Below are 12,987 nucleotides of genomic sequence, written 5' to 3' on the forward strand. Positions count from 1 at the left end.
ACGTTTCCCCTTCCGCTTTTTGTGGAATTTTGTAGATTCGCCATCCATTATAGATGAATATGTTGCCAATTAATAGTCTGATAGTCTTGCCATTTAATTAACAATTGCGCTAACCCTTGAGAATCCTGTACTTTCTGCCGACAACTTGACCAAGTTTCAGAAACAAAAAGGCAGCAAATACTAGATTCACTGCCTGACTGCGAAGTAAGGGAATGGATTATTCCGCGTATTCTTTTACTCCTTGCACAAGTCCCGCTGCTGCTTTGTCCTGATAGGCAGCCGATGACAGCTTCTCGGCTTCGGCAGCATTCGTGACGAATCCGATTTCGGCAAGCACTGCTGGCATGCTTGTGTTTCGAAGTACACTGAAATCAGCACTCTTGATGCCTCGATCACGTGATCCCAGCTGATTCACAAGATTGCTCTGTACACTGGAAGCCAGTGATTGACCGCTGGATGATCCCGGATAATAGTAAACCTCCGTACCGCTTGCAGATGTTGCGGAGGAAGCATTCGCATGGATACTGACGAACACATCGGCTCCAGCTGCATTCGCCTTGGCAGCACGGTCCTCCAGCTCGATGAAGGTATCCCCGGACCTTGTCATGATCACATCGGCACCTTGTGCCTCGAGCTTCGCTTCCGTTTTTTGCGCGATAGGCAAAACGACATTCTTCTCCAGTACACCATTTGCCACAGCTCCACTGTCCTTGCCACCATGTCCGGCATCAATCGCTATTGTCTTGCCTGTAAGCGTTCCTGTCCCCGTTTGTATGTAAGTCATGCTTACATAACCTGTCCGGCCATCATATGTAATCTTTCCCCAGTTGCCTGCAACCTCCACCAAATCAACCGAATCTCCTGGATACAAACTGCCGATGACTGCGGAAGAGGTTGACGGTTCCGCCCGGACATTCAGGGTGGTATCGACATCCACAGTTCCGCTTTGGGCAAAACTGGTCGAAGGATAGAGCAGGATGAATACGCCAAAAAGGATCAATATCCCTATCAATAAATGTCGTTTCTTATGCATGCATGTCCTCCTCTGCTGACTATAATCAGATGTTGTCACAATTATAGAGGACTTGCCTGATTGACTGATAGACCCAAACCGGTAAAGAGTGCGGACGTTCTAGCGAACATACTTGTTTTTCCAGACATGGGCACTTCCGCATAACCTTCTTCCCATTACAAAACTGCTACATACGCTTAACGATTCGCATATATCTGCTCTGTACTATGGGAATAGACTTCAATGATGTTGCCAAACGGATCCTGACAGTAGACAAGATGATATGCTTTCTCTTCATCCAGGGGCCAAGCTTGGCTGATGATTTTCCCGCCGGTTCTTTCGATTTTTTTAGCCAGCCTATGCACATCTCCGTCTTCAGCCACGACACATAAGTGGAATATCCCTGGTTCCCACGGTTTCCTGACCGTCTCCCCTTCCGTTTCCGGAATGATGAACTCAAATAATTCAATGCCCACTTGATTTGCGGCACTCATATGGACATTCCGTATATGTTTCACTTGCTGGCCTTGCAAATCGCGTGTCATATCACCTTCCTCCGTTTTCATATCGAAAGGTCCGGCAATAATCCGGAAGCCTAATGCCTCCTTATACCAATTGATTGCAGCATCCAGATTGGAAACCGTCATACCGATATGCGTTATTGCTGTCATCTCGCATCTCCCTCTCCCTGTTTTGATTTACAAAAAATTCATATCCTTCTTCTTTTTCACTTCATAAACGTTTTTAAACACCGATTATATAAGGGAGGGGATCAATGTTCAGAGGGGGATTATCATGAAAAAGAGAAATAGCTTAGCAGCAAGGTTGATGATCATGGTTGCAATGATCACGATTTTCTGCGGTGCCGCTGTCGGTACAATCAGTTACCTGACAGCCAAGAATGTGCTGATAGATGCTGGAAAGATGGATCTGCAGCACATGGCAAACAGTGCAACCAGCGTCTTGACGCTGCTGAATGAACGCGTGGAAAATGGGGAGATGACTTTGGAGGAAGCTCAGGAAGAAGCACGTACTATCTTGAACGGCCCTATGGAAGATGGCTCCCATGACTTATCGCAATCTAATTTCAATTATAAAAATGGTGCCGGTTATATCATTGCTTATGATGACCAGGCGAATATGGTGCTGCATCCTACGGAAGAAATCGGGTCACCGCCAACAGATGACAGCACAAAGGAAAATCGGGAAAACTTGATAGTGCTGGCACAATCAAAAGATGATCATGAGAGTTTCATGAGCTACGATGACACCGACGAAAAAACGGGAGAAGTCAGGGAAAAGATGGCTTATGTGAACTACTTCCAGCCATGGAATTGGACTGTGGGCATTACTGTCTACACAGATTTGTTCTATGATGATTTGGTTAAAGTAAAATGGATCATCATCGGGATAACCGCAGGGATCACCATACTGACTCTCGTTCTCTTCTACTTCATGATCCGTCCGAAGCTGCTGCAGCTGAAGGCAGTGACAGATGCAGCAGAACAGCTGGCAGCGGGCGATTTCAGGGAACAGGATCTGAAACAGACAAAAGATGAGATCGGTATCCTGAGCAAGGCTTTCATGAAGATGTCCGGGGAATTACGGAGTCTCGTGCAAAGCATCATCCAGTCCAGCGATAAAGTATCCGATGCAGCATCGGAGCTTTCCGCGGTAAGTGAAGAAACATCCGCAAGCAGTGAACAAGTCGGCGTGGCAGTGGATGACATCGCCAAAGGAGCTGGATCACAAGCATCCGATTTGGAAACGACGACATACCATTTAAGCAAGTTCAACGATTCCATCAGAACGATGACCGCACAAAGCGACGCAATCGCTCAAGCTGCACTTCAAACAAGTGAAGCGACAACAAAAGGAAGCAATATGATGCATGATTTGACATCGGCCAATAATGCTGCCATGCAATCGGTGGAAGCTATTTCAGCAGGCATGCAGGAACTTGATAAGAACTTGCAGCAAATCGTCCATATTACGGATGTCATCGAAAATATCACCGAAGAGACAAATCTGCTCGCCCTCAATGCAAGCATCGAGGCAGCGCGAGCCGGGGAACACGGGAAAGGCTTTGCGGTTGTTGCAAGCGAGGTTCGAAAACTTGCTGATCAGTCCAATGCTGCCACAAAGGAAATTCAGCAAATGATCAGCTCCATCACGAAAGAAGCTGCGGAGAATGCAGCTCGAATCGAATCCAATAAGCAGCAGGCAGAACAGCTGAACCATTCTGTCGTTGCCACTGCAGCCGAGTTCGCAGCTATCGAAGCAGCTGCCGAAGCTACGAAAAATGCCGGCAGCAGACTAATCGAGGAAATAAAGCAGGTCACTGCACAGACGAATGATATTACGGATAGCATCCAGAATGCATCCAGTGTGTCAGAAGAAACAGCTGCCAGTGTAGAAGAGATTGCAGCCTCGATTGCCGATCAAATCCAAGCGGTTGCCAATATCGCATCCTCAGCAGAAGAACTGACGCATATAAGCCGTCAGCTGAACGAATCGATTGCTGTTTTCAAGTTATAAAAAAAGCGACCCAGAGCATGGGTCGCTTTTTTATCAGGTACAGCCTTCACATTCGTAATAGCGTTTGCTTGCGTCCAATGTACGAAGCAAGCTGCCGATTTCGACTTCTTCTGGTTCCACGAATTCCAAATCCGCCACACGTTCCTTGATGGACTGGCGCGCTTCTTCCTCAGAAGCAGCAACATAGCTGAATTCACTTGTTTCGCCAGTTGGCAGGACTTTGTACTCGAATAGGTATCTTTGCATATTACCGGCCTCCGTAACACAATATCTAGTGTACGTACACTATACACCATCCCATATATGCACGTCAATCGTAAAGATTCACCTCTGCCATATTGCTAGTTTTCTTAATAATCTGTTTCCCTTGCCCTCCCGCTTCCGAAACGGTTTTCTGCTTATAAGGAAAATGATGTCCAGCCTTAATAAGTTTGGACAGCCCAGCATACGTTATACAAAGGAGGTAGGGACGTTGGAATTTCCTATGATAATGACGAACTTCTGGGATGCCGTGCTTGGTGTGCCCATCGTTCTTATTTTTACCCAAATCATGAAGCATCTCCTGCCGCTGCCCGGCAAGTACACACCAACGATTGCGTTATTGAGCGGATTGATCCTGTCTATCTTTTTCAGCCATCCTCACAATCTGATCGCTGCCATCTTCATGGGGTATTTTTATGGCTATGCCGCGATCGGAAGCTATGCAGCCCTGCGCACCGCTTTTCGTGCTTATCGGAAAGATAAACACGATTACCGTTAACGAGATACACGGTGTTCACCATAAACCTCTTGCAGAATCATCTGTTTGACGCGATCGAATGCTACTTCGCCATAGATCGCAGGATAGCTCATAAGCTGCAGCGGAAGAGGTGCCGCTCCTACTCGCAGGGGCGGCTGTTCATATGGATAGGCATGCAGATGAAACCCGAGCTTCTCATAGAATCGCACCCGACGGGCTGCCGTCTCAGATCCGGCTGGAGGCTCCACCTCGAGTATGATCGGCTTTTCTGAAATGGCCATGACTTCCCGCATGATCTTACTGCCCATTCCCTGACCTTGAAAAGCTTCATTCACTGCAATATGTTCGATGAATGATAATTCAGGCAGAGAATAAACTGCACAAAAAGCAGCAAGCCGACCCTGTTCCTCATAAATATGGATATGATAATCCTCCCTGTCCAAGAGTGCTTTCTGCTGCCTGAAACCCCGATGCTCCTCAGGGGGGAAGGAACGACTCATCAGCTCATAGACAGATTCGAAATCGCGCATCATAAAACATCCTTTTTCTACTAGTATATACGAAAGAAGCGCCGGCCGCAGCCGACGCTTCCTTAACTGTCAGGATACTGCCTTGGAAATGCCCTTCACAACCGCAAAGAATGTCACCCAAAGCGGTATGCTTAAACCTGTACCATATAGCAAACCTACGAAAAAATTATTTTCATTTTTCTTCATTTCTTGTCCACTCCTTCTTTCATGAGGATGCAGAACAGCTTTCCTTGCTTACATACATTTTATAGTGAAAGCGTTTACAAGGTAAAGGATTTCATTTTGCCAAATTTCTGCACTATACGCCTTCCTCCTCTTAGTTTTCCCTTAAAAATCCCAACATAAACCTTTCAGCTCACCACCGGTCCTTTGCATAACAGAAATGAGAAGGATGACCCTGCAAAAATCCAAACATATTATTTCTCTGTTTCGGGAAACTAATGAATATATGGAAGGAGGAATACAGGTTGGATAAATCAAAGCAAAAAGCTGCCAATGAAGTGGCTGAAAAGATGTACGATGCCCAAAATCATGATTCATCGAATCCAGTCGATAAGGGGATCTCGATCACCCATGAGCAAGTAACGGATACGTACACAGAAGGTACTGTAGATGGAAAGATAGATAATGTGGAGAAGGATGGCTCCCTGACGAACGGAAAAGACAGGGAAATCCCCCGCGAAGGCTTTTAAATGGAGAGGGCAGCTCGCGTGAGCTGTCCTCTCTCTATTGCCTTCGGACATCATTTGTCCGCTGATGAAACCATCTATAAAAACGATCTGCTTCTTTTTCAGGAATATCTTTCATTTTATTATGCAGCACCGGCTTTGCCCGGTTGATGGATTCGATTGTTGCCAATCCGAGCCGGCGCTGAAGCGGATTTTGATTCCTGGCAATCTCAATCATCTTATTTCTTTTTGTCACAAAAAGTTTTGTCGTAAAAGCCCCTGTCTTCATCTGGAAGAATTTTTCGCTGATCAGGTATCTGGAATGCTTGAAATTCAAATAGCGATAGCCTTCAATCAGGATCAATAGAAGGATGGACACGATCCACCAAGAAATCTGATAACCTGACACTTCCGGGCGCCAAAAGTACAAAGTGATGGTCACTGCCAGCCAGAGGATGCTTGGCTGAAGGAGACGGTAAAACAATACCTTCTGCTGCAATTCATGCATGGAGGACTTCACTTCATATTCGGGCAGTATTTCAGCAATCATTTGCTGCGCCTGTTTCAGTGAAAAATATGGATAAAGTGAATTGATCGTTTCTGTATCGTCGCTAATGTCCAGTGAACCTGTACTGATCAGCTTCACCTTTGCCAGTCCGAGTAAACGATGCAAAATCGGCTGGCTGATCTCGATTCCCTGTACTCGGTCTTTACGGATCGAATAAGCAGATTCGCTGACCAATCCTGTCTGGATGTATATATGTGATTCATCTGAGGCCAACTCATAGTTGCCATACTTCTGCAGCACTCGCCACATTCCTGTCAAAAGGGAGACTGCCAGGATTCCGATAAGACCAAGCATCGTAATCCACCAGGTCTTCAACAATGGCAAATACGGACGGATATCGCTCCATTCAAAGAAAATATCAAATTTCAGCATAAAAGAAACCAACAGCGGCGGAACGAGCAAAAAGCTCAGGGAAGTGAATGATGCCTTGATCAGTTCCTTCTTTGTCGGCTTGAAATGGGTGATTCTATCCCCGACTTGAAATCCGGACTCTGCGTCTCCCTGCTCCGCATCATTTCCCTCGATGGTTATTTGCTCCATGTCAGATGGCTCCTGCCTGTCTGTTTTGGTCAGCTCCTCCAGCCGGAAGGCCTCCTCTTTCGTGAGCACCTTAAATTCCACGGCTTTTTCCTTCGATCCTGTCTCAAACTTGATTGCAGTCAAACGAAGCAGCCTATGGAGGAGATTCGTATGCTTGGTTACATGTTGAACTTTCTCATACGGGACAGTGCGGCTGTTTTTTGAAAAGATGCCGCTGTATAAATGGAACGCATGCTCATCAGCTGCGTATGTTTCTGTGAACCATGTAAGAACTTCACTCACAATGGATAGCAATAGGATAGCCAGAACGACGTATTTCGCATATGTCCCCCACCAATTATCGGCATCATTGAAAACAGTGACGATTATGAGGGGTACAATCCAATTCCTGATCGCCTTTGCGATCCCAAATAGCAAAATAGCCGGATGATGACGTTTCTTCTCCATCAGTCATCCTCTTCCTTTGCCTTGGCATATGCTGCTATTTCATTCCTTAATGCATATGCCTCTATCTCCGGCAGCCCTGGGATGCTGTACTCGCCCGCCATTGTCTCGATCTCTACTTCCCGGAGCTTATATTTCCTTAAAAGCGGCCCCTGCTTCGTTTCGACGGATTGTATTTTCGTCACGGGAATCAGCTGATCCTTTTGGAACCAGGCTCCCTGCCTCAGCTGTACATATTCCTCATCCATATCATAGCGCCAGTTACGGTGATTGATGACAGTCGCAAAATAGCCAATGATTCCAAACGGGATGGAGATGATAAGCAATATCATAAGTACAGTCCCGATCCAGGATGGCCAGTCAAAATAAAAATCCAGCCCCAGCAACACAGCAAAAATCAAAAGCATCACCACATCAAAAATAACATCACCTATCAGTCCGACACGCAGCGATTCCTTCGGCAATTTATGTTGAGGTTCCTTTACTTGTATCTGCATCGGTTTCCCTCCCTTTCTCTATGTTTTCTTTACGAAACCAAATAAGAATAGGTTCCAAAATTGTACCAAGGAAATAGTACACCTCCGAAAAAATATAACTTTGGTAAACTATTCTCAAAGGAGGAAGAACCGAAAGACATGGAAGGGAATTTGAGGCAAAGACTGAAGGAAGGGCCATTTAAAATAAAGCTGTCATCCATAAAAAAACGGACCCGGTAAGACCGGATCCATCCTCTTATTTTGCAGGCTCAGGATTCACCTGACCGATATCCTGCTTTTCAATTTTACTTACCGCATCTCTGCTTGGGTCCACTCGCTTCACGAACAGTGCGAGTATCAACGCTACAATATTGATTCCCAAAGCTACATAGAAGGAGGTTTGGATCCCAGTCAGCAGCGCCTTCTGTGTCATCAGAGCAGTTGCTGCCTCTGTCAATGTCGTTGGATCCACTCCTGACATCAAGCTCTCCGCTTCATTTTTAGTCGCAGAGTTCATGATTGTGACAAGAACGGCTGTACCAATGGAACCAGATACTTGCTGAGCCGTATTATTCACCGCCGTACCATGCGGGTTCAACACAGTAGGCAATTGGTTCAACCCGTTGGTCATGATCGGCATCATGACCATGGACATACCGAACATCCGTAATGTGTAGATGAAAATGATATATGCATAACTGGAATCCAGCTGCAGATGTGCAAGCATGTAAGTTGAAACTGCTGTGATCGTCAAACCGATCGCCGCCAGGACACGCGGTCCGAATTTATCGAACAGCCGGCCAGTGATCGGTGACATGACACCCATGATGATGGCCCCTGGCAGCATCATCAACCCGGAATCCAATGGCGAAATCCCGCGTACATTCTGGACATAAGCTGGCGTCAGGATCATTCCTGAGAACATCGCCACAGCATTTACGATGGAGATGATGGAACCAAGTGCAAACATCGGATACTTATACACGCGCAAGTCCAATAACGGTTTCTCCATGCGCAGCTGACGGATGACAAAAATGATCAAAGCAATCGCTCCGACAATCAAGGTAGTCAATACAATCGGATCTGTCCAGCCGTCGGAGCTTGCCGAACTGAAACCATAAAGCAATCCGCCGAATCCGATGGATGACAGCACAACGGAAAGATAATCAAGTGTGGCTTTCGTATTTTGCTGCATGACATTCTTTAACTTCCAGACAGCAAGCAGCACACTGATCACTGCCAACGGAAGGATCATTTCAAACAATAGACGCCAGTCATAATATTCTACGATATAACCAGATAATGTCGGACCGATGGCTGGTGCTGTAATCATGACCAGGCCAAAGATCCCCATTGCCGTCCCTCGTTTTTCACGCGGGAAGCTAACGAGCATGATGTTCATCAGCAATGGCCCCATCACGGATGAGCCGGCTGCCTGGATCATCCGTCCAGTGAGCAGTATGCCAAAGTTCGGTGCAAAAGCTGCCAAGGCGGTACCTAACGTAAAGATGATCATCGCTGTAATGAAAAGCATACGGTTTGAGAACCGTGTAACTAAGAAGGCGGAGGCTGGAATCAGTACCCCGCTGACAAGCATATAACCTGTTGCAAGCCATTGAACAGTCGAATAGTCCTCGATTTTCAAGTCAACCATGATTGATGGCAAGGCAACGTTCAGCAATGAGTTATTCAAGAAGGAGACAAATGCTCCGACAAATAAAATAGCCAGCATCAAATATGGTGCTTTTCTGGGTTGTGTTGCTTCCGTGTTCAAAATCCTATCTCCCTTTATTTAATTTTTAGTGCTGCAGCAGCGGCCGTTTGCAAAGGCTCGCATTGATCCCTTGTTTTTGCAGCGTCTCTGCCAGCTTCCTCAAGAAATCATCACTTTTTTTGATTACAGAATGGTACATCAGTCGACCCCTTCTTTCTGCAGTCCTCTTTTTATCAAGCTGATCTGTGTTTCATAATCAGAAATGGCTTCTTCATCCGTGAGATCATGAACGAATACCTGAACAAGATTATGAAAAGTGATTGCCCCCACTATCCTGATGACATGCGAGAGCTCATCCTTATCCTTTATATTCAGATAAGAAGTATCCACCAATTCAAGCGTTTGGGAGCGCTCCTTTTTCATGCTCTCCTTATATATGTTGTTAGCCATAGTATTTTCTTTCCTATGGTTCATATTCAGGAAAGCATATCTGAAGAAATCCTTATGCTCCTCATCATGACGCAGGGAAATCATATATCGGAACTGTTCCGCCAAGGACTCCAATAAGTTCCCTTTCTTCTCCTTCAGGATAGCGATCAGCTTCTTATTATTCTCCTGGGCAAGCTGATTCAGCAGATAATAGTATAGATCCTCTTTATCCTCGAAATACTGATAAAAGCTTCCTCGGGGTATTCCGGCATCCTTGATGATGTTGGCAATGGACGCCTCATGCAGCGGGACCCTCGAAAATTCTTTTTTGGCGGCTTGAATCAATGTATTCCTTTTATCTTCCGGTAAATGAAGAAAGGTTTGCTTCGGCATATCTTCACTCCTGCTAATCATATGACACCGTGTCACAATTGATGATGAATAAATTATATGTGACACAGTGTCATATGTCAATACCGTTTTACTAATTATTACCATAATCATAAAAGCGAATTGTCATAGGACAACCCGCTTCCCCGGATAACGATCGAATCAAGGTACATTATTGCCAGCTGCCCGGTACAATTCGTACCACTCTTCCCTGGTCAGCTGGACATCTTGCGCTTTACAGATCGACTGGATCCGTTCTGGATTCATCGAACCGACAACGGCCTGGATGTTGGCAGGGTGACGCAATATCCAGGCAATCGCGATCGCAGATTTACTTACATCATACCGTCCCGCTAATTCGTCAAGTGCTGCATTGACTTCCGGAAAATCAGGATGGTCGATAAATACTCCCTCCATCATACCGAATTGGAATGGGGACCATGCCTGGACCGTCATCTTGTTCAGCTGACTATACGGCAGCAGTCCGCTATCACGCATAACAGACTCCCTGTTCTGCATATTCACGTTCAATCCAGCGTCGAGCAGCGGCGTGTGCATCAAACTGAATTGCAGCTGATTGATAATCAATTCCTCTTTTACATATTGCTTCAGCAGCTCTATTTGATATGGATGGTGGTTGCTGACGCCGAAGTTCCTCACCTTTCCGCTTTCTTTCAGCACGCGGAATGCCTCTGCTACTTCCTCCGGTTCCAGCAGCGCATCCGGCCGATGCAAAAGCAGGATATCAAGATGATCAGCCTGCAGTCTTTTTAATATCCCTTCGACACTGGACACGATATGTTCCTTTGAAAAATCGAAAAAACCCTGGCGAATGCCGCATTTGGACTGGAGAATGATATCTTCCCGTCTCACCGTACTCTCCTTTAACGCTTCAGCGAAAACTTCCTCGGATGCTCCCGCGCCGTAAATATCGGCATGATCAAATAGATTGATTCCCGCTTCGACGCTTGCATCGATGACTTTGACAGCTTCCTGCTTGCTCAGATCATTCATCCTCATACAGCCAAGGGCAATAGGCGCTGTTTCCAATCCACTCGTACCCAATTTCATTTTGTCTCCCCCTCTTTCGTTTCACTGCAATACTTGCTTCAGCCTTTCCATTGCCCATTCCAATTCCTCTTCGGATATGATCAAAGGCGGCGCAATCCGGATGACGGTTTCGTGTGTCTCTTTGCAAAGCACGCCCAGTTCCTTCAGCCTTTCACAATATGGCCGGGCTGGTTCCGTCAATTCAATGCCGATAAACAATCCTTTTCCACGGATTTCCTTGATTTTGGATGAAGTCAGCTTCTGCAGCTCTTTCAATAGATAGGTTCCAAGACGAAGGGATCTGCTTGCTAGATCCTCTTCCTCAAGGACCTCAAGCGCTGCAATCGATACCGCACATGCCAATGGATTCCCACCGAAAGTCGAACCATGCGAGCCGGGATTGAAAACACCCAATATTCCTTTATCGCCTGCAACACAGGATATCGGGAATACTCCGCCGCCAAGTGCCTTACCCAAAATATACAAATCGGGTTTGACATCCTCCCAGTCACAAGCAAACGTTTTACCCGTACGCCCCAGGCCGACTTGGATTTCATCCGCGATGAATAGGACATTCTCTTGCTTGCATAATTCCGAAGCTGCTTTCAAATACCCCTTCGGCGGAATGATGATGCCTGCTTCCCCCTGGATCGGTTCCACGAGGAAAGCTGCCGTACTTGATGTGATCGCTGACTTCAGAGCCTCCAAATCACCATAAGGAATGATCTTGATGCCTGGTATCATCGGACCGAAACCGCGGCGGTATTCCGCTTCCGAAGAGAGCGAAACGGCAGTCATCGTCCTGCCATGGAAGTTCCCGCTGCATACGATGATCTCTGCTTGATCAGCAGCAATCCCCTTCACATCATATCCCCAGCGTCTGGCTGCTTTAAAAGCCGTCTCCACAGCTTCAGCACCGGTATTCATCGGCAGAATCATATCCTTGCCAGTCAAAGCAGCAACTTGTTCATACCATGAACCCAGCTGGTCATTATGAAAAGCGCGGGAAGTAAGTGTGACTTTCCGGGCCTGTTGCTGAAGCGCATCGATGATTTTGGGATGCCGATGTCCTTGATTCACCGCTGAATAAGCACTGAGCATATCCATATATCGCTTTCCCTCGGTATCTTCCACCCACACACCCTCTGCTTTCGCAATGACGATCGGAAGCGGATGATAATTATTCGCCCCATATCGCTCTGTCAATTGCATCAATTCCTGTGCATCTGTAGTCCTCATCCCAACTGCCCCTTTCCAGGTTCATTTGGCGCCCCTGATGCAGCGCAATCATTATATTTTCATTCTAACAAAGAGACAGCTGATTGGAAGCGTTTCAACAAGAAATATAAAAAACGTCTGCCGCGAAATCAGGCGATTTTCCACCTATACTCCTGCCATTACACATCCTTCTTTTCCATGATGACATGAGGAATGCCATCCTCTTCAAAGATATCGGAAGCTTCCCTATATCCCAGCTTCCTGTAAAATCCGCTCGCTTGTACCTGTGCATGCAGTTTGAAAGCAGTTTTACCGGCCTTCCGTGCACTTTCCTCCAAACCTTCGATAATGACCCTGCCCAGCCCATATTTTCGATATTCTTTCCTAACGCAAATCCGCTCCAGCTTCCCGTAATCCCCGACAAATCGCAGCCTGCCTGTACCGGCAGCCTCCCCTTCATGGTAAACGAGGATATGCCGGCAAACACCATCCAGCACATCGAACCGATCGAATTCGTCCTCTAAAGGTACACCTTGCTCTTCCACAAAAATCGCCACACGCATTGCCTTGGCTATTTCAAGATCTTGTTCGTTTTGAATGATTTTGTATAATGACATCGTTGTATCCATCTCCTGCCGCTTGTCGAAGTTTAATATAAAAACACATACAAA

At 46.3% G+C, this 12,987-nt stretch carries 14 protein-coding genes; 3 read left to right on the forward strand and 11 right to left on the reverse strand.

The window, feature by feature from the left end; genetic code table 11:
- Positions 1 to 217: 217 nt before the first annotated feature.
- Together CHH53_RS05085 and CHH53_RS05090 are read right to left on the reverse strand one after the other, a co-directional pair.
- Positions 218 to 1,033, reverse strand: coding sequence for an N-acetylmuramoyl-L-alanine amidase family protein (locus CHH53_RS05085; RefSeq protein ID WP_158221490.1), 816 nt, complete (start codon positions 1,031 to 1,033; stop codon positions 218 to 220).
- A gap of 176 nt (positions 1,034 to 1,209) precedes the next feature.
- Entirely contained in the window at positions 1,210 to 1,683 is a 474-nt protein-coding gene (locus CHH53_RS05090; protein ID WP_095215042.1) for a VOC family protein, read from the reverse strand.
- 124 nt (positions 1,684 to 1,807) lie between these two features.
- On the opposite strand from CHH53_RS05090, the gene CHH53_RS05095 reads away from it, so the two are divergent.
- On the forward strand, positions 1,808 to 3,550 hold the full coding sequence (locus CHH53_RS05095; RefSeq protein ID WP_095215043.1) for a methyl-accepting chemotaxis protein: 1,743 nt from the start codon (positions 1,808 to 1,810) through the stop codon (positions 3,548 to 3,550).
- A 33-nt stretch (positions 3,551 to 3,583) separates the two neighbouring features.
- Here CHH53_RS05095 and CHH53_RS05100 read toward each other — a convergent pair whose 3' ends face one another.
- Complete coding sequence (locus CHH53_RS05100) at positions 3,584 to 3,796, reverse strand: hypothetical protein (RefSeq protein WP_095215044.1); 213 nt, start codon at positions 3,794 to 3,796, stop codon at positions 3,584 to 3,586.
- A gap of 226 nt (positions 3,797 to 4,022) precedes the next feature.
- Here CHH53_RS05100 and CHH53_RS05105 point away from each other — a divergent pair, with 226 nt between their 5' ends.
- Positions 4,023 to 4,310 (forward strand): hypothetical protein, encoded by a 288-nt coding sequence (locus CHH53_RS05105; protein ID WP_095215045.1) that lies wholly within the window; start codon positions 4,023 to 4,025, stop codon positions 4,308 to 4,310.
- On the opposite strand, the gene CHH53_RS05110 is transcribed toward CHH53_RS05105, so the two are convergent.
- Positions 4,307 to 4,822 carry a GNAT family N-acetyltransferase gene (locus CHH53_RS05110; RefSeq protein WP_095215046.1) on the reverse strand — a complete coding sequence of 172 codons (516 nt, stop codon included), beginning with the start codon at positions 4,820 to 4,822 and terminating at the stop codon, positions 4,307 to 4,309. The two genes, CHH53_RS05105 and CHH53_RS05110, sit on opposite strands and share 4 nt — an antisense overlap.
- A gap of 464 nt (positions 4,823 to 5,286) precedes the next feature.
- On the opposite strand from CHH53_RS05110, the gene CHH53_RS05115 reads away from it, so the two are divergent.
- Positions 5,287 to 5,511, forward strand: coding sequence for a YozQ family protein (locus CHH53_RS05115; protein WP_233134859.1), 225 nt, complete (start codon positions 5,287 to 5,289; stop codon positions 5,509 to 5,511).
- A gap of 34 nt (positions 5,512 to 5,545) precedes the next feature.
- On the opposite strand, the gene CHH53_RS05120 is transcribed toward CHH53_RS05115, so the two are convergent.
- The 7 genes from CHH53_RS05120 to CHH53_RS05150 form a co-directional block, all read right to left on the reverse strand.
- A complete protein-coding gene (locus CHH53_RS05120; RefSeq protein WP_095215048.1) occupies positions 5,546 to 7,042 on the reverse strand; it encodes a PH domain-containing protein in 1,497 nt (498 codons plus the stop codon).
- Positions 7,042 to 7,536: a PH domain-containing protein gene (locus CHH53_RS05125; protein ID WP_095215049.1), complete on the reverse strand. Its 495-nt coding sequence runs from the start codon at positions 7,534 to 7,536 to the stop codon at positions 7,042 to 7,044. The genes CHH53_RS05120 and CHH53_RS05125 overlap by 1 nt, the downstream gene beginning before the upstream one ends.
- Positions 7,537 to 7,771: 235 nt before the next feature.
- Entirely contained in the window at positions 7,772 to 9,247 is a 1,476-nt protein-coding gene (locus CHH53_RS05130) for a DHA2 family efflux MFS transporter permease subunit (protein WP_095215148.1), read from the reverse strand.
- Positions 9,248 to 9,427: 180 nt separating this feature from the next.
- Complete coding sequence (locus CHH53_RS05135) at positions 9,428 to 10,051, reverse strand: TetR/AcrR family transcriptional regulator (protein ID WP_095215050.1); 624 nt, start codon at positions 10,049 to 10,051, stop codon at positions 9,428 to 9,430.
- A gap of 159 nt (positions 10,052 to 10,210) precedes the next feature.
- Complete coding sequence (locus CHH53_RS05140) at positions 10,211 to 11,119, reverse strand: aldo/keto reductase (RefSeq protein ID WP_095215051.1); 909 nt, start codon at positions 11,117 to 11,119, stop codon at positions 10,211 to 10,213.
- A 21-nt stretch (positions 11,120 to 11,140) separates the two neighbouring features.
- A complete protein-coding gene (locus tag CHH53_RS05145; protein ID WP_095215052.1) occupies positions 11,141 to 12,337 on the reverse strand; it encodes an ornithine--oxo-acid transaminase in 1,197 nt (398 codons plus the stop codon).
- 158 nt (positions 12,338 to 12,495) lie between these two features.
- Positions 12,496 to 12,933 (reverse strand): GNAT family N-acetyltransferase, encoded by a 438-nt coding sequence (locus CHH53_RS05150; RefSeq protein ID WP_095215053.1) that lies wholly within the window; start codon positions 12,931 to 12,933, stop codon positions 12,496 to 12,498.
- Positions 12,934 to 12,987: the final 54 nt, after the last annotated feature.

This window comes from Terribacillus sp. 7520-G (genome assembly GCF_002271665.1).
GTDB lineage: Bacteria > Bacillota > Bacilli > Bacillales > Amphibacillaceae > Terribacillus.

Bases quoted from the DNA above. Each gene is read 5' to 3' on its own strand.
- CHH53_RS05100 (WP_095215044.1), bottom strand. From the start codon at position 3,796: ATGCAAAGATACCTATTCGAGTACAAAGTCCTGCCAACTGGCGAAACA.
- CHH53_RS05145 (WP_095215052.1), bottom strand. From the start codon at position 12,337: ATGAGGACTACAGATGCACAGGAATTGATGCAATTGACAGAGCGATAT.
- CHH53_RS05110 (WP_095215046.1), bottom strand. From the start codon at position 4,822: ATGATGCGCGATTTCGAATCTGTCTATGAGCTGATGAGTCGTTCCTTC.
- CHH53_RS05120 (WP_095215048.1), bottom strand. From the start codon at position 7,042: ATGGAGAAGAAACGTCATCATCCGGCTATTTTGCTATTTGGGATCGCA.
- CHH53_RS05085 (WP_158221490.1), bottom strand. From the start codon at position 1,033: ATGCATAAGAAACGACATTTATTGATAGGGATATTGATCCTTTTTGGC.
- CHH53_RS05125 (WP_095215049.1), bottom strand. From the start codon at position 7,536: ATGCAGATACAAGTAAAGGAACCTCAACATAAATTGCCGAAGGAATCG.
- CHH53_RS05095 (WP_095215043.1), top strand. From the start codon at position 1,808: ATGAAAAAGAGAAATAGCTTAGCAGCAAGGTTGATGATCATGGTTGCA.
- CHH53_RS05135 (WP_095215050.1), bottom strand. From the start codon at position 10,051: ATGCCGAAGCAAACCTTTCTTCATTTACCGGAAGATAAAAGGAATACA.
- CHH53_RS05150 (WP_095215053.1), bottom strand. From the start codon at position 12,933: ATGTCATTATACAAAATCATTCAAAACGAACAAGATCTTGAAATAGCC.
- CHH53_RS05130 (WP_095215148.1), bottom strand. From the start codon at position 9,247: ATGCTGGCTATTTTATTTGTCGGAGCATTTGTCTCCTTCTTGAATAAC.
- CHH53_RS05140 (WP_095215051.1), bottom strand. From the start codon at position 11,119: ATGAAATTGGGTACGAGTGGATTGGAAACAGCGCCTATTGCCCTTGGC.
- CHH53_RS05090 (WP_095215042.1), bottom strand. From the start codon at position 1,683: ATGACAGCAATAACGCATATCGGTATGACGGTTTCCAATCTGGATGCT.